We start from the raw sequence: 16,934 nt of genomic DNA, 5'->3' as shown, positions 1-16,934 counted from the left end.
CATCACCACTCCACGCTTGAGCATTACACCTAACAAGTGCCCCGCTATATCTCCCGCTGGACGACCATCTGAATGACGGAGTTCTACACCTACCATCAAGCCTCGACCTCGCACCTCATAAATGAGCCCAGAATCCAGATCTTCTAGCATCGCCTTCAACTCACGCCCCTGCCGCTCTACATCAATGGCTACTGACGGATCCTGATGAATATCAAGCGCCTTCACTGCCATGGCACAACCTACTGGATTACCGAGGAATGTACTCGTATGCAGTGCTTCTCCGGGGCTCACTGGCCACTTATCCATGATCGATGCCTTACCAATGCAGGCAGAAATCGGATAGCCGCCGCTCAGGGCTTTCCCCACACAAATGAGATCAGGAAAAACTCCTTCCCACTCACAGGCGAAAAGCCGGCCCGTTCGGTTGAATCCGCTATAGATCTCGTCAAAGATCAAGACCACATCGTTAGAGTCAGCCCAGTCTCGGAGAATTTTAAGAAAGCCCATAGGCGGAACAACTTTGCCTCCGCGTCCTTGAATAGGCTCAACTAACAACGCTCCAATCATTCCGGCTGGCAAAGCCTCAAGCGTCAATTTGAGTTGGACTAAGTCCTCCTTGGTCGAAGGAAAAACAATAGGGTAGCGCACATCTGCAAGCTGTGGATCAAAAGGCCCACGAAATTTATCAAACCCACCCCCGAGCAATGCTCCGTAGCCTAGTCCGTGGTAGCCATTTTCAAAATGTACTATACCAGCTCTACCAGTTGCAATAAATGCTGTCTTCAGTGCTGTTTCTACCGATTCCGAGCCCGAATTCGCTAGGACAGTTTTCCCGACACCCAGCCCCCAACGCTCGAATGTCATGGTGGACAAGCGCTTGCAGACTGCTATTTTGAGCTCGGTTGGGTGGACGTCGCCCATGGCATGCATCAGCTTTGCACTCTGCTCAACCATTGCTTCACGTACTGGATGGTGCGTGTGACCAAGGCCCGCGACTCCAAAGGCGCTGGTGACATCAATAAAACGGTTGCCGTCAGCGTCCCATACACAACTTCCCTCAGCACGCTCCCAAAAGATGGGCCAATCCTCGGCGACGTAGGTCACATTATGGCTCTCGTACTTGCGAAGCTCAGCCGCTAGGGCAAGCGAACGCGGACCGGGGATATCAGTTTTTAGCTCAGGTAACATTAGTGTTAGCCATCATTCTCATCTCTACAGGAATGACAACGCTAAAGAGGATTCAGAGAATTTGGACCTTTCGCTTCTTGCGCCTTAGCAAAATCCGTGATCATCTCCGCGCCCACACCTATTCTATGTATTCTCACATCATATTTGACCTTGATGGCACCCTCATCGAATCCCTCCCTGGGATTGCGACTGCCCTCAATACAGCTTTAGCTGAGCACAAGCTGCCGACTCACAGTACTGGTGCAGTCCGAACCTTCATCGGTGACGGTTCTCACACTTTATGCGCGCGTGCTGCGGCAGACCAATCTGAAGAAACCATAGAGAAGATTCACCAGATTTTTCTTAAGCAATACCCAACAGCTTGGAAGTCTGGCACCCATGTGTTTGAGGGCATCCAAGACTTGGTTCATTCACTGAAGTCAAGAGGCTGTTCATTGAGTATTCTCTCTAATAAACCACATTCCTTCACTACTGAAATGGTGGAACATTTTTTCCCAAATACACCTTTCGACCTCGTGTTAGGTCAACGTGAAGGAGTCTCAAAAAAACCTGACCCGTCAGGGGTTCACGAACTCCTTGGCGAGCTTGGCCATTCTAGTAACAACTCGGTTCTCATCGGGGACTCGACCATCGACATTGTCACCGCCCGCAATGCGGGAATCAGCTCAATCGCTGTGACTTGGGGGTATCATAATCTTGACCAGCTCTCCTCGGTCTCGCCAAAGTATATCGCGAAGAGCATCGCAGAGCTTATGGATATTCTGACACCAAAAAATGTGCCTACATTTCGCTAATCCAGCTGAGACTTGTGCCAGCTTCGGTACACTCTCTCGCTTGTGAATATTTCTCTGGCCCTGGTGCTCATTTTACAAAAGGATACGGGACATGGCTAAATCCACGGCAAGTGAGACCCACCAGATGCCAGAAGGCATCCCATATATCATTGGTAACGAAGCTGCCGAACGTTTCTCGTTTTATGGGATGAAGGCAGCCTTGGTGGTCTTTATGACTCAGTACCTCCACCTCATGGGGAGCACCGCGAGTGATCCGATGAGTTCAGCTCAAGCAAATGCAAACCAGCACTACTTTGTCAGTTTTATTTACCTCACTCCACTATTGGGGGCTATCATCGCTGACCGTTTTTTAGGGAAGTACAAAACAATCATTTGGCTCTCTATCGTTTACTGTTTTGGCCACGGAGCCTTAGCATTGATGGGAATTGCCGGCCCTGCTAACTGGTGGTTACTCGCTGGTCTCGGACTCATTGGCATCGGTGGTGGCGGTATTAAGCCCTGTGTTTCAGCCCATGTAGGAGACCAGTTCGGAGTCAACAACCAGCACCTACTCACCAAGGTTTTCAACTGGTTCTACTTCTCTATTAATCTGGGAGCAGCTCTCTCTAACTTATTTATCCCGTGGATACTCAAATGGTATGGACCGCATTGGGCGTTCGGAATTCCAGGCTCATTGATGGCTCTGGCAACCCTAACGTTTTGGTTTGGCAGTAAGAAGTTTGTCCACATCCCAGCAGCAGGAACACAATTCACCAAAGATTTTTTTTCAGGTGAGGGAATCCAAACCACGGCAAAACTTTGCAGCATTTTCTTCTTCATTCCTATCTTCTGGGCTCTTTTTGATCAAACAGCCTCGAGCTGGGTGTTTCAAGCGATCGACATGGATCGAGTTCTCTTTGGATACAACATTCTTCCCTCTCAAGTCCAGGCTGCTAACCCCTTCCTCATCCTTATCCTCATCCCGTTTTTCACCTATGTTATCTACCCGTTGGTTAACAAAGTGTGGCCACTCAACCCTCTACGTAAAATCGGGATTGGCCTCTTCATTACAGTGATCGCCTTTGGTTGCTCCGCAATGATTCAAGAGTGGATCGATGTAGGCCAGCGCCCTAGCATTGCATGGCAGATTCTAGCGTACGCTCTCCTCACCTCTGCTGAAATCATGGTGTCTATAGTCTGCCTTGAGTTTGCTTACACACAGGCGCCTAAAAGTATGAAGTCGATGATTATGTCCATCTTCCTCCTCACCGTGGCCTTGGGCAATGCCATCACGGGGACAATCAACCACTTTATTCAAACTCGAAGCCCGCTTTCCAAAGAAAGCTCAGAGGCTCAAAAGCTACTCGAGGCGTCTGAGGTTAGAGCCTCCGCCCACCACGAAACATGGTTCAGCCATAGTTATGAAGGATTTGATGGAGTTTTGGGAACGGATGACGACATCGTCACCCACTTCACTGACAAAGGCGTGATCAAAAAGCGCGACGTTCCAGCTGAAGAATCCTTGCTTCAGGCCGCTAAAATCATCGAACAAAAAATACTCTCCTCCAAAGGTAAAATCCCGATAACAGGAGCCGGAACCCAGCTCATCAGTGAAGTAAAGGACCCCTGGGGAAACCCAATGATCTACCGATTGATGAATGGAAACACCTTCCGTATCACATCAATTGGCCCAGACAAAATTGCGCTTACCCAATGGGACACTGGAATCGTGGTTGAGTACCAAGAAAGTGCCGAGCATAATGACAGTTCACCGAAAAAAGTAACCTGGCTAGAACAACGGAAAGAGGCACTCGGTTTCAACGAAAAATCTGAGCACGTATACTTTGACAATGAGCATTTCACACGCCGCTATATAGCTGGCGGCATGTACAAACTAGAGGGAGCTAACTACTTTTGGTTCTTCACTGGGCTAATGTTTGTGACAGCGCTGGTATTTATTCCTGTCTCCATGAGGTTTCAACTCAGAGATGAAAAGAAAAGTAAGAAGAATACCTCAAAGCTCTGCTCCGATGGAAGAGCAATAGAGGCTTGCGAGATTTTTGAGCAAGCCAGAGAATAAGACCAGTGACTCTATAGCCAGGGCAATCATCAAGAAGTTAAAGGCTTATCGACTAGAGACCTGCACCTGTGATAGCGGTCTTGAATTTGCAAGACATGATAGAATCAGCAAGGAACTCGAATCCGCAGGTTATTTTTTTTGCGCCCCGTATGTTAGTGGGGAAAAGGTGGAATTGAGAACTTTTACAGCCTAGTATAATCAATACTAGCCCGAAAGGCAGCAGCTTTTGTTGCAGACCTGCCAGCGATTAACTCTCCGACTTCTGGAGCAAATTCAGATGCCGGATCTCGCTGAAGTTCTTGGAGCAACCTGACAACGGTAGACTCATAAGCCTATGTTTCAGCAACGAATCTCGTACTTAAATGGCTGCCGCCCTTTATCTGGGGTATATTAAAGACAATGCTAGCACATAATCTTAAGCCATCATCACTCTAGTTTCAACTCAAACATTAGCTGATTCGTCATTCAACTACACTGCATGAACGAACGATAGCGGAACGCAACAGCGTAAAGGAATGATGAGTGACATCTACATGGACCTGAGCTTCGACTAAGCATGACTTTGGAACCAGCACAAATAGTGGCTCCCGAAGTGGCATAGCTAAATGAAGTTCCAACGATGGCAAACTGAACTCCATTCATGCGTGAAAAATCGCTAAGGGATTTTCTATCGAAAAAATCTCGAAAAGTATAACCAAACTTGTGTAAGAAGTGCCTAAGACATTTTCATATCCTCATTATGGCACGCTCTTCGACAATCCTATTTCTAGCTCTATGCAGCCTCTTTAGCTCGTGTAAGGAGAGTGAAGAGGCGCGGAATGTGGCGCTCGCAGACGAACGCAAGCAGGTCATTCTAAAGAAGCATGCTGCATACGAGGAAGAACTGCAGGAAGCCCGGAAACGAAAGCTAGAGCTCGAATACCGCCAACTAGAAATCAAACGGAAGTTCGATGAAGCAGAAGCTAAACGCCAGCTAATTGAAGAAAAGGAAGCCGACTTCACTGCTAAAGCTCTAGCAAAAAAAGCTGCTTATGAGCGCAAAACTGCACGGAAAGCGATTCTCAACAAAAAATTCTCTGCACTCACACTCCGCGACGGCACACGCTATCAAAATGTTGAAGTCATCAAAGTAAGTAATTCAGGCATCACTATTAAACACCGTCACGGTGCCCGTGGAATTGATTTTCATCAACTGCCACATAGTGTGCAATTGGCCTGTAAATACGACCCATATGCTGAATAACTTCTCAAGCCAGAAGTATTCTCATCACTGGTTCGGGCTCGTTACTATAGCGATTGCTTAAAATTTCTAGTCATTATCTACTAGAATATTCCCTAAGTTAGCCAAATTCGCTCAACTAGCGATTGACGAGGGGCTAAAAGAAGTTCATGAGTTCTCGGCTGATTTTTAAAGCATCAGTAGCTAGAGGCGTACTACTTCACCTCTAGCAAATTGCAGAAGTATATTCTCATGACAACACTACTCGCCTCATCACCAAGCAGCGACACTACTATGGTGCTCTTTTCCGGAGTTTCCATTCTCATTTTGCTATTCTGGTACCTCGCTACGGATAAAGATAGAGTGAAGCGCAACGTTGGCTCAGCCATCGTTCTCCTCATCGCCATCTTCTCACTATTCGCTATTATTTCTCCTTCTAACCTCATGCAGGTTGTTTCAGGGAAAAAAGATTTCAGTGAAGCCCACAACCTCCAAGGCGGTATCGAAATCGTCGGCGGTTCAGCATTCATCATCGAAGTTCAGCCTAACATCGATGAAGAAACTGGTGATGAAATCCAGCTCACACCTTCTGCGATGGACACAGCCAAGAGCATTCTTGAAAAGCGTCTCAATGAATCAGGAACTCTCGATGCACCGGTCTCCGTACAAGGAAATCGCATCGAAATCCAGATTCCTAATATCGACCCAGCAGATGCAGAAGCTCTTAAAAAGATCTTAACTACCACTGCTAAACTCACTATCCATAAAGCACACCCGCAGTCACAACGACTCGCAGGGCTCGTTGCGGCTGGAGAAGAGACTGTCCCAGGCTACCGAGCCTACCCACAGGACGTGAAAGACGAAGAAGGCAAAGTCATCGGAACTCGCCATATCCTCGTATCTCGCAAACCAGCACTCACAGGAAAAGAAGTCGCAGCCGCTTGGCCAGACAGATCGACCAACACATCCGTTAACATCGAGCTAACATCAAAAGGTGGCAAGCTGATGGAGGACTTCACCCGCACACTCAGACCAGGTGTGGACCTCATTGTTTCAATCCTCGATGGAAAAGTAATCAATGCTGCATCGTTAAACCGAGAATCCCCCATACTCTCTAGCAACTTCCGGATCACAGGTCTCGATAACCTAGAGGAATGTATAGAGCTCTCAAAAGGTCTTTCCAATCCGATGGAGAACGACATCGAGATCATCGACGAGCGCACAATCTCCGCAACACTAGGTGAAGCAACGGTAAAACAAGGTATCAATGCAGGACTCGCAGGACTCGCACTCACGATCGTCTTTATTCTCCTCTACTACCGCTACTCCGGTATCGTGGCTATTATAGGTCTCTCGCTTAATATCCTCATCTTGTTTGGGGCCATGGCGCTATTCAATGCGTCCTTCACCCTACCTGGTATTGCTGGAATCATCCTCACTATTGGTGTTGCAGTCGACGCTAACGTTCTCGTCTACGAGCGCATGCGTGAAGAGCTAGCAAACGGCAAATCCGTACACGCAGCGATCAAAGCGGCCTACGAAAAAGCATTCTCTGCAATTTTCGATGCTAACATAACCACTCTACTTACAGCCTTGATCCTCTTCTGGCAAGCAACTGGTTCAGTCAAAGGGTTCGCCGTGACCCTGACAATGGGTATCCTCGGAACAATGCTCTCAGCCCTGCTCTGCACCCGCGTCATGTTCGCATGGAGTGAAGACACCGGCATACTCAAGAAGGTAAAATTCATGGATCTCGTGCCTAAGAAGGTTATAGACTTCCTCGGCAAGCGCAAACTCGCCTTCACCCTTTCTAGCGTGATGATCCTTGGTGGCCTCGTTTCTCTTGGCATCAAAGGTGACTCACAGCTCGGAATTGATTTCGTGGGTGGTAGCGTGACTCGCTTTGAAATCCCAGCTGGTCAGACCATCACTCAGTCAAGTGCTCAACAGATCATTGATAGTGTAGAAACTGAAAAAGCTGCTTCAGCACAGATAGAAAAGACCGCAACTGGCGAGTCTTTCCTCACCATCAAATCCACACGTTCTGACAGCCCATCACTACTCGAGGCCGTGCGTACACAGATTCCTGGCTTCAACGAGAAACAAGCACTCGAAGCAAAACAAACGCAAATCCTCGATGAAGATGGCAAGCCAGTCGTCCACTATGTCGTCGATGCTAGCACCTCTGCTGTTAGCCCAACTCTCGGTGGTGAGTTTCTTGAAAATGCGATCTGGGCTCTCAGCCTCGGTATCTTCTGTGTTCTCATCTATATCACGCTACGATTTGAATTCTCGTTCGCACTCGGTGCGTTCCTTGCTCTCGTGCACGATATCCTCATTACTCTTGGAATCCTCATCGTCACTGGTCAGGAACTCTCTCTCATCCATGTGGGTGCCTTCCTCACTATCGCAGGTTACTCGATCAACGATACGATCGTAGTATTTGACCGCTTACGTGAAGATCTCAAATCAAAGCCCGGCGACGTCCGTGATGTCATGAACTCCGCGATCAACACAACACTCTCACGTACAGTGATCACCTCTGTGACAACCTTCGTGTCTGTAGCAGTTCTCTACTTCTACGGTGGAGCTTCGCTCAAAGCGTTCTCCTTCACCATCATGATCGGTGTGCTCGTAGGTACTTACTCCTCGATCTTTATCGCATCACCAATCGTGTACATCTTCAGCAAAGCGCGCGGCATCAACCTCCGCCGCGAAGTGCTAGACTCAGAGCTCGAGTCAGAGATGAACCCGCAGAACGTCTAACTAGACTTTTCAACTCCACCCAAAGGCGCTTCCAGCAATGGATGCGCCTTTTTTAGGCAATTGATCTGACACTGCTAATTTGAAAAATCACGGCGGCAGCTCAAAAGTACTCTCGATAATTTTCACATATTTTACGGCATTTTTTTGCTTGCTCGTCCTAGCCTGTATCACTCTCAGCAGTGTTGACTAATTTCAAATCGGGCACACTATCGGCGCATGCAATTTGACACAATTATCACTCGTCGTGGAACTGGCTCTATCAAGTGGGACCGCCGCCCAGAACTTGACCCATTTTGGGTTGCAGATATGGACTTTGTGTCACCTCCCTGCGTATTAGACGCCATTCAAGACCGCCTCTCTCATGGCGTTCTCGGCTACGCCCAAGCTCACGCAGGAATTTCTGAAGCAGTGCTGAACTACCTTCAAAACAGGCATGGTGCCACAATCTCGGAAAATGCTTTGGTCCACCTAGGAGGTTTAGTCCCAGCACTCTCTCTGGCAGCTCGAGGATTCACCGAACCTGGTGATAACCTAATGACTTGCACACCGGTCTACTACCCATTCCTCCATGTGGGAAAAGATGCTAAAATCGACACTATAGCCATCCCACATATCCTCCAAGGAGGCCGGTGGACATTTGACTTTGAAGAAATGGAGAAACAAGTTTCTAGCAAAACTAAAATCTTCATCCTCTGTAACCCACAAAACCCGCTCGGGCGGAACTTCACCAAAGCAGAAATCGTCAAAGTTGCGGACTTTTGCGATCGCCACCAGCTGATACTCGTTTCAGATGAAATCCATTGCGACCTAGTCCTCAACGAACCTGACCAAGCATTCTTCTCAGCTCTCAACCTCCCTCAACGACTTCGCCAAAGGCTCGTCGTACTTCAGGCTCCAAGTAAGACATACAACATCGCCGGTATGGGCTACGCCTTTGCTGTCATTGAAAACCCATCCGTCCGCAGTACTTTTTGCGCAACCCGTGGCCACACCTTGAGCGAGATCAATTGCCTCGCATTCTACGCTGCAGAAGCCGCCTACAAACACGGTGAGCCATGGCGCCAAGAACTATTGACCTACCTCAAGAAGAATCGCGACACCCTGACCCAATTCGTGCATACGGAACTCCCGGGCTGCAGCATTCCTGACATTGAAGCTACCTACCTCGCCCTGATCGACACCCGTGAAGCTGGGATGAAGAACCCTGCTCAGTATTTAGAAAAAGACGCTAAAGTCTGGGTCAATGACGGAGCCGCTTTCGGAGCCCCGGACCATTTCCGCTTCAACTACGGTTGCCCACACGCTCGCGTGCTCGAAGGCATTGATAAAATCAAAGCTTCGTTTGATCGCTATAAGCGATAGTCGACATGTCAATTGACAGCGCTCAATGAGATTTGTTAGTAATTTCAATCGCCTTTTTACGAATACTCAATATCCATCCACTAATGTCACCGAAGCTTAAAGTTTCATTCATAGCCCTCACCAGCCTCCTTCCTCTCACCGCAGCTGGCCAAGCGGGATCTAGCGCAATAGATGACATCCCATATGGAATCGAAGCAGTTGCACAATACCGCAGCGAATACAACTACCGAGGCTTCATCTTGGCCAAGGACAGCATCGACCTCCAACTCGGGGCCCAATATGCATTCAACAACACGACTTACTTAAATTCCGCTGCTTGGTTTGGCTCTGAAATTGGTGACGGCGACTTCACAGAAGGAGGACTACGGGTAGACTTTCTCAAAGACCTAGGCCCAATGACCTATTCGCTCTCTGGTAGCTATCGCTCGTACTCGAATACATTTTTTGAAAATGGAGCTAATATTGAGCTCGTCGCAATCTATCACTTTAACCAGCATTTCGACTTCTCTGGCAGGGTCGCCTACGACACTGGAGCCGAGGGATGGTACGCAAATTTGGAAACAATTTACTACCATCGCATCAACGACGATTCTTATTTCAGTCTCACTGGAGGCATCAGCGCCGTCGATCAATACTACCGCAGAAATGGACTGAACGACGCATTTGCAAAACTCAGCTACACTTACAACATCGATCAAAGCATATCCATCAGCCCCTATTTAGGGTCATCACTATTACTCGACAAAAACGATATTGGCAGTGACAGCCTCTATGCTGGCATCTACTTTACTGTAAACTTCTAAACAGCTATTTTTATTATCTGTGACTCGCGTTTACATCATGCTCGTACTTGTTGTGCTTTCCTACTTTGGAATCACGTTATTAGTTGAGCAAATGAACCCAGACGTGAAAGAGATGACCTCCAGTCCTAGAATTACTGGCACCAAGCTTCACGCCAATGGGATCTCTGACCAAATCATAGGCAAATTTAAAATTGATAGAGCGGCATCAGAAGCATGGCTAACCACTCAGGCCAACCTTGATGCCGACTCGAGAATCTATTTCGCCAGCCTGCATACCAGCCAAACACAGTTCACCTTCGACGGCTCATCTATTTGGTTCATCGACCAGATTGCCGACATTCCAGTTGAAGTTATTACTAATGATGGCCAGAGCGTGAAATTGAAAATGCTGAAGCCGAGCAGCGAACACAAAGGTTCTACTACATTTTTCCTTCAGTCTGAAGATAGTGGTGGAGTCTGGTACAGTAATTATAGCCACCTTGGAGACGGCCAAAGAAAGCTCTACAGAGCTCGTTACATAAAGGTTGCCCAATAGTAATTTGTAACAACCCCAGCCTTTACTAGTAGCCGTAAGCTCTCCCACTTTTTATCTCCTTCCACTTCTGTATTCGGCAACTTCCCGAGGAAATCGAAGCAGACTAACACCACTCCCTGCACCATGGAATAGTACATCGTTACTAACCATTCTTTAGTGAGGGTCATTTGTTCATCATAATATTGGAAGACGACAACCAATAACCCACTTGGAACACGAGCATCATGGCGAATGAGAATGCCATTACTGACACGCTAGTTTCCGCTCATCACACGGGCATTCTCATAACTATAACCGTAGCAAAGAAAGATTGCACCTAGAAGGAATCATTATTAACCAAGCGACATCCCTCGCTAAGCTCATGGTATTGTAATGCGATGACCCAATCAGTAAAATCAGCATTATCTCCGTCACATTCTGCAGAAACAGCAAAAGAATCTGAAGATAATTTGCGTCATCAACGAAATCACCGCAAACATGCCTGCTAGCTCTACAGTAGCTTTTCAGACTGTGGGAGGTGCAATCTGCATTTGCAGCATTACTCATAAAACTTCATCACTAAGCGAAAGGAGCAAAAAATAACCATGCTAGATAACAGCACAGACCTAATGCGCATTATTCGATAAATCTCCCTTTCCCTACTCACGTTTCAAGATTACTTTGCCTTAGAAGGCGATGCAGATTCCCAACAACCAAGTACCTGAAAACAAGCTGAGCAAAAATCTATTGATTGCCGCCCCGTCCCTACGCGATGGTTGTTTTGATAGAAGTGTCATTTACATGCTCGAGCATGCTCAAAAGCAGAGTTCAATAGGCCTCATTCTGAACCACCCAACAGGGAAGTCAGTAGGCCAATTGATAGCATCTGACACCTTCTCTAAACTCGCACATCTTCCTGTGAGTTACGGCGGCCCAGTGGAAAGCGACCAGCTCCACTTCGCGGTGTTTGAGTGGAGCAACAATTCGCTGATCTGTAGCACCAGAATATCAGCCGAGCAAGCAATCGAAGCCATGCGCAAACGTGAAAATCTAGTCCGCGCTTTCGCTGGTCATTCGGAGTGGACACCTGGGCAACTACATGAAGAATTAAAAAATCAGGCATGGATAACAGCTTACAGTAGCAAAGCCTCACTAAATAATTCACTAGTCGAAGACTTCTGGGCTGAATCACTGCGAGAAATATCTCCATTCCACCACATCCTTTCACTCACACCAGCAAACCCCACCTTAAACTAACATGCGTGTAGTCATACAACGAGTTTCCAAAGCCTCAGTCTCCATCAACGGTGCCATCAGTGGACAAATAGCTTCCGGATTTCTCGTTCTCCTAGGCATTGAAGCTGCAGACACAGCGGAAGACATTGAGTGGCTCACCAACAAAATTTCCAAAATGCGCGTTTTTGATGATACTGAAGGACTGATGAATAAATCCTTAGTAGACATCAAAGGAGAGGCTCTAGTGGTCTCCCAATTCACCCTCTACGCCAACACAAAAAAGGGGAACCGCCCCTCCTTCATCCGTGCAGCTCGCCCAGAACAAGCCGCGCCCATGTACGAGACATTCATACAAAAACTAGGCGACCAGATAGGCGCGCCCTGTGAATCTGGTGAATTTGGAGCAAATATGCAAGTTTCTTTGGTCAATGACGGCCCAGTCACCATTACCATTGATAGTAAAAACCGTGAATAAACCATGCTTACCAACGAACCAATTTCAATCCAATTTAAAATTCCAGCCACAGATCACCTAGGTAAAAATGAGGTGGAAGGGAAAATCCGCTTTCTAGCAGACAGCGTTGAGTTGGACTGGAGACTAAAAGGTAACGTCTTCAGAGGCGGCCAACAAGAAGTAGAAACTACCACTCTCGACTATGGTGAGATAGAGCATGTGGAACTCAAAAAACGCTGGTGGAAACTAAGCCAAATCGTACTGCGCATCTCCAATCCAACATTGGTCGAATCTATCCCAAGTGTCGAAATGGGAAAAATGACTTTAGACATTGATGCCAGATCACGCGATGAGGCAAAAAAGCTAATCTCACTAATCGACTTCAAACGATCTATTTTCTTAGTAGATCAGCAAACAAAACGACTAGATACCCTGAGCCAAGAACTCTAAGCTGACTTCTTAAGCTTCCTTCTGTATGCAGCAGGAGTCACGCCCATCCTCTTTTTGAAAACTCGGGTAAAGTGAGCCTGGTCAGAAAAACCGCTTTCAGATGCCACGTCAGCCAAAGAAACTCCTTCTTTAGGAATCAAGGTCAACGCCTTCTCCAAACGCATCGTAGTCAGATACTTATGCGGTGAGTGACCCGTTGTTTTTTTGAAACTACGGGCGAAATGGAAGGTAGACATATTCGACTCAGCCGCCATGTCTTCCACATAAATAGGTGAATGAAGTTTGCCCCACATATAGTCAGTCAAGCGCTTCAGTAAGGACTTGCTAAGCTCCTTACCTTTAGGGGTTTGCATTTTACTCATAAATTTACTAACTCTTATATTCTCAATAGAATTGAGCATACAACAGAACAATTGGATTGGATTTGCTAAAATAGTAAAGATCAATTCAACATACAGCCAGCATTAAATTGCAACAGCCGTAAGACCTCGACACTTTACTCAGATCAAATCTAGCTTCGACCTAAAGCCTCTCTGGCGACTCAAGAAGCTCAGCCACTCGATTAAGCACTCTACCCGCATCGCCACCGTCGATCACTCTGTGATCGAATGTTAAATTAAGTTCAGCCTCAGTGACCGGTATGAACGCTCCCACCTCATCAGACCACACGGGCTTTTTCACCCCTGCACTGATTCCCAGAATGAGCGTCTCGTTTGGTAGCGGAATTGGAGTCCCCCAAGTCAGACCAAATGTTCCAAAGTTTGTCACAGTGGCAATCCCCCCTCGAATGTGATCATCGGTCAGGCGACGAGCCCTAGCCAACTCCACGAGTTCACCGTAATCGCTAGATAGTTCTTTCACGGATTTGGTATCAACATCACGTACTACTGGCACCATTACGCCGTCGTCCACCTGGACAGCAAGGCCGATATCAAATGCTCGTGGGTGAACGATTCGTCCACCAATGAGATAACCTGCTGCTTCTGGGTGCTCTGCCAACGCCAAAGCAAATGCCCGCAACACATACAGGGTCAAACCAGGCTTAGGCTCCTGTGCCGAACGATGAGCCAAGAGAGCATCCATCACAATCGGGCGCCCCACTGTAGCCAAAGGTCGCGACCAAGACCGACGCATAGCATCTGCCACAGCCATGCGCATTGGTGACGCGGCTGACGACGGCCAAGCGTTAATGTAATCCAGAAACTTTTCGAGATCAGCAACAGTCACGCGACCTCCAGCACCACTACCATTGATCGCTGAGATATCTGCAGCCTGCAGGCCCAGTTCATTCATCCTCGCTCGCATGCGCGGAGATATATAATGCGCCCCTTTGTTCCCCATTGGCACAGGCAATCCTTGTACGTTAGGCTCTACCGCCTTAGGCTCGAAGTACCCCCCACCCTCAGTTTTAAAGTGAAGGTTAGCTTCCTCATTCGGACTGGTAGCTGCCTCAGATTCGTCAAGTTGGTGCGACACCTCCCCCTCTTTATCTTGTTGGACTGTACTCACTCCAGTCCGTGCAATTTCCTCCTCCGTGACATCAATCACACCCAACACACTGCCGACTGCATAACTCACTCCCTCTTCAAGGAAAAGATCTTTGATTATTCCACCGCAGAGAGTTGGAACACTCATGGTTGCTTTATTCGTCTCAACCTCGATCAGATCTTGTTCAGCCTCCACGGATTCACCAATCGATACATTAATTTTGACGATGGTTGCCTCGGCGATCGATTCACCGAGCTGAGGCATGACAATAGGTACTTCAGGCATGATTTTATCTAAATGAAATTAGTAAGCTAGGAGGTTTCTTAGAGCCTCACAAATCGACTCCGGAGTTGGGCGGTGCATTGCCCATAATTTTGGATGGTAAGGCACTGGAGTGTCCTTGGCATTAAGGCGCATTGGTGGAGCATCGAGCAAATGAAATCCTTCAGAACAAACACGTGAAACAACTTCAGACGTCACACCTCCCCATGGAAATGCTTCTCCCACAGCTAGAAGACGACCAGTTCTGGCAACGGACGCCACCACGGTGTTAATATCCAGGGGCTTCACTGAGCGTAAATCAACGACCTCAATCTCCCAGCCCCCCTCTTTTTGGAGCATTTCAGCAGCGCGTACAGCCTCATGCACCATGGCACTGTAGGTTACCACCGTGGCATGCTTACCACTACGAGTGATTCGAGCTTTACCAATAGGCAAATTATCACCTTCGTAGTCTTCGCTTTTCAGCCAGCGGTAGAGAAATTTATGTTCACAATAAATCACAGGGTCATCTAAATCTACAGCCTGCATTAACATTGAATAGGCATCAGAAACAGTGGCCGGAGTCACTACAATGGTGCCAGGGTAATGCGCATAAATTCCTTCCATACTTTGGCTATGAAATGGTCCTGATCCTGGAGTGCCACCAGATGGCATGCGAACAACAATCGGCACTGGGACGCCAGTCCGGTAGTAGTGAGTCGCGGCTTGATTCACAATTTGATTGAATGCCACCGAGGAGAAGTCAGCAAATTGCATTTCCACAATAGGTCGCATACCTTCGATGGCGGCACCGACAGCCATACCAATCATCGCATCCTCACTGATAGGCGCATCGAGCACCCTGTCAGGCCATTGTGCCTGCAGCCCTTTAGTCGCCTTGAATGCTCCGCCAAATTCCCCGATATCCTGCCCGTATAGTAAAACCTTTGGGTTTTCTGCTAGGGCTTTTTCCTGCGCGTCGCGGATTGCATCGATGTAAGTAACTGCCATGCTTTTCTAAAAATTTATTCGAGTCCTTTGAGGCTGGGGCTAGCGATTGCTGTCCATTCTTCTTTATACGGATTAGGTGCATCCTCTCGCTGAGCCATAGCCACAGCTTCTTGAGCCTCCTCATTAAAATCGACCATCCATTTTGTATATTCCTCTTCAGTCAGCCATCCTTTTTCAAGGAGTTGCTCTTTACCTACCTCTAGGCAGTCGCGTCCGTACTTACCATTTCGAACCTCAGATGGCACATACGCCCCATCATCATGCTCTCCATGACCTGAAAGTCTCAGTAGCTTGGCGACAATGAGCTGCGGCCCATTCCCGCTGCGTGCAGCAGCCACAGCATTCCCAATCACTGATGCGCATGCTAACATGTCTGTACCGTCCACACTATACCCTTGAACTCCATAGCCTTTTGCCCGATCTATCAGATTCTCGCAGGCGTATTGTCTCTCAGTTGGTGTGGAATAGGCGAACTGATTATCAGCCACAATTACCACCATCGGTAAACGCTCGACTGCTATAAAGTTAAGGCCCTCGTGAAAGGCTCCAGTCGAGGTGGCTCCATCGCCCACACAAGTTGCGCCAACACAGCCATCCATTTCTCCCTTGATTCGTCGCGCCAGCAAGATTCCTCCAACCTGTGCGACTGCCGCTCCAAGGTGACTGATCATCGCTAGTAAGCCTTCAGCTGGACGACCTCGGTGGATATTGCCGTCGCGACCACGCATTGGTCCCTCAGCAGAACCTAAATACGTCCGCGTTGCATCGAGCGGGTCTTCACCAAACGCGGTGCGACCAGCTTGATCGCGAATCAATGGGGAAAAAATGTCTTTTCCCCATGTGAGGCTAGCCCCTAGTGAAGCTGAAATTGCTTCTTGGCCTTTTCCAAGGTACACCCCACCTACTATTTTCCCTGCTTTGTAGAGATTACTTAGCTTGGTTTCCAAAACACGAGCTCGCAACATAGCACGAAAGACGTCACGTGCGTGATCTTCGCTGAGTTCTTTATGGGCCTTGCTAATCGTTTGCTCAGTCACAATGTGAGTGTATAGGGACGATCTCAGATCTAGCAATAGGTTTTTGGTCAGTACATTTATTTTCTTAAGAAATGCTTAGCAGTATTAACGCGGTAATTAACCACTAGGCACGAAATCAACTATTGCCAGGTATGGGATGAAGAGATACGCGCACACCAAGTCCTCGTGGAGTTAGAGGATTACAAAAAGCCAGGTTAAATCCGCTTCCTGTTTCATGAATGCTCAGAGCCTAATCTGCTATATAAGATGTATCATAAAAGATCGCTCGAAGAGCATTTTTCTGATTTCGATA

The 16,934-nt window shown here is 47.7% G+C and carries 16 protein-coding genes; 10 read left to right on the top strand and 6 right to left on the bottom strand.

Annotation, left to right across the window (positions count from 1 at the left end; translation table 11 throughout):
• On the bottom strand, positions 1–1,188 hold a 1,188-nt coding region (locus ABGY95_RS10265), incomplete at its 3' end, for an aspartate aminotransferase family protein (protein WP_347441590.1).
• Between the two features lie 125 nt (positions 1,189–1,313).
• Between ABGY95_RS10265 and ABGY95_RS10260 the strand changes: the two genes are divergently transcribed.
• From ABGY95_RS10260 to ABGY95_RS10230, 7 genes are all read left to right on the top strand, one after another.
• Positions 1,314–1,982, top strand: coding sequence for an HAD family hydrolase (locus ABGY95_RS10260; RefSeq protein ID WP_347441589.1), 669 nt, complete (start codon positions 1,314–1,316; stop codon positions 1,980–1,982).
• Between the two features lie 91 nt (positions 1,983–2,073).
• A complete protein-coding gene (locus ABGY95_RS10255; protein ID WP_347441588.1) occupies positions 2,074–4,041 on the top strand; it encodes a POT family MFS transporter in 1,968 nt (655 codons plus the stop codon).
• A 739-nt stretch (positions 4,042–4,780) separates the two neighbouring features.
• Positions 4,781–5,284, top strand: coding sequence for a hypothetical protein (locus ABGY95_RS10250; RefSeq protein WP_347441587.1), 504 nt, complete (start codon positions 4,781–4,783; stop codon positions 5,282–5,284).
• Positions 5,285–5,512: 228 nt separating this feature from the next.
• The gene (gene secD / locus ABGY95_RS10245; RefSeq protein WP_347441586.1) at positions 5,513–8,026 is read left to right on the top strand and encodes a protein translocase subunit SecD; all 2,514 of its coding nucleotides are present in this window, start codon (positions 5,513–5,515) and stop codon (positions 8,024–8,026) included.
• A 216-nt stretch (positions 8,027–8,242) separates the two neighbouring features.
• Positions 8,243–9,388, top strand: coding sequence for a PatB family C-S lyase (locus tag ABGY95_RS10240; protein ID WP_347441585.1), 1,146 nt, complete (start codon positions 8,243–8,245; stop codon positions 9,386–9,388).
• A gap of 83 nt (positions 9,389–9,471) precedes the next feature.
• Complete coding sequence (locus ABGY95_RS10235; protein ID WP_347441584.1) at positions 9,472–10,191, top strand: hypothetical protein; 720 nt, start codon at positions 9,472–9,474, stop codon at positions 10,189–10,191.
• 19 nt (positions 10,192–10,210) lie between these two features.
• A complete protein-coding gene (locus ABGY95_RS10230) occupies positions 10,211–10,726 on the top strand; it encodes a hypothetical protein (protein ID WP_347441583.1) in 516 nt (171 codons plus the stop codon).
• Here the strand turns inward: ABGY95_RS10230 and ABGY95_RS10225 are convergent.
• Positions 10,705–10,893: a hypothetical protein gene (locus ABGY95_RS10225; protein ID WP_347441582.1), complete on the bottom strand. Its 189-nt coding sequence runs from the start codon at positions 10,891–10,893 to the stop codon at positions 10,705–10,707. The two genes, ABGY95_RS10230 and ABGY95_RS10225, sit on opposite strands and share 22 nt — an antisense overlap.
• A 508-nt stretch (positions 10,894–11,401) precedes the next feature.
• On the opposite strand from ABGY95_RS10225, the gene ABGY95_RS10220 reads away from it, so the two are divergent.
• Genes ABGY95_RS10220 through ABGY95_RS10210 form a run of 3 tightly spaced genes read left to right on the top strand, consistent with a single transcriptional unit; the run spans position 11,402 to position 12,845 of the window.
• On the top strand, positions 11,402–11,962 hold the full coding sequence (locus tag ABGY95_RS10220; protein ID WP_347441581.1) for a YqgE/AlgH family protein: 561 nt from the start codon (positions 11,402–11,404) through the stop codon (positions 11,960–11,962).
• A 1-nt stretch (position 11,963) separates the two neighbouring features.
• Entirely contained in the window at positions 11,964–12,416 is a 453-nt protein-coding gene (gene dtd / locus ABGY95_RS10215) for a D-aminoacyl-tRNA deacylase (protein WP_347441580.1), read from the top strand.
• Positions 12,417–12,419: 3 nt separating this feature from the next.
• Positions 12,420–12,845 carry a hypothetical protein gene (locus ABGY95_RS10210; protein WP_347441579.1) on the top strand — a complete coding sequence of 142 codons (426 nt, stop codon included), beginning with the start codon at positions 12,420–12,422 and terminating at the stop codon, positions 12,843–12,845.
• Here the strand turns inward: ABGY95_RS10210 and ABGY95_RS10205 are convergent.
• The 4 genes from ABGY95_RS10205 to ABGY95_RS10190 all read right to left on the bottom strand — a co-directional run bounded on the left by ABGY95_RS10205 (position 12,842) and on the right by ABGY95_RS10190 (position 16,642).
• On the bottom strand, positions 12,842–13,207 hold the full coding sequence (locus tag ABGY95_RS10205; RefSeq protein WP_347441578.1) for an AraC family transcriptional regulator: 366 nt from the start codon (positions 13,205–13,207) through the stop codon (positions 12,842–12,844). The two genes, ABGY95_RS10210 and ABGY95_RS10205, sit on opposite strands and share 4 nt — an antisense overlap.
• 160 nt (positions 13,208–13,367) lie before the next feature.
• The gene (locus ABGY95_RS10200) at positions 13,368–14,618 is read right to left on the bottom strand and encodes a dihydrolipoamide acetyltransferase family protein (protein ID WP_347441577.1); all 1,251 of its coding nucleotides are present in this window, start codon (positions 14,616–14,618) and stop codon (positions 13,368–13,370) included.
• An 18-nt stretch (positions 14,619–14,636) separates the two neighbouring features.
• Complete coding sequence (locus ABGY95_RS10195) at positions 14,637–15,605, bottom strand: transketolase C-terminal domain-containing protein (RefSeq protein WP_347441576.1); 969 nt, start codon at positions 15,603–15,605, stop codon at positions 14,637–14,639.
• 14 nt (positions 15,606–15,619) lie between these two features.
• The gene (locus tag ABGY95_RS10190) at positions 15,620–16,642 is read right to left on the bottom strand and encodes a thiamine pyrophosphate-dependent dehydrogenase E1 component subunit alpha (protein WP_347441575.1); all 1,023 of its coding nucleotides are present in this window, start codon (positions 16,640–16,642) and stop codon (positions 15,620–15,622) included.
• Positions 16,643–16,934: the final 292 nt, after the last annotated feature.

Source organism: Rubritalea sp., from assembly GCF_039830215.1.
GTDB lineage: Bacteria > Verrucomicrobiota > Verrucomicrobiia > Verrucomicrobiales > Akkermansiaceae > Rubritalea.
Note: the sequence above shows the minus strand (reverse complement) of the source record. Positions and strands in the feature narration are given on the sequence as shown.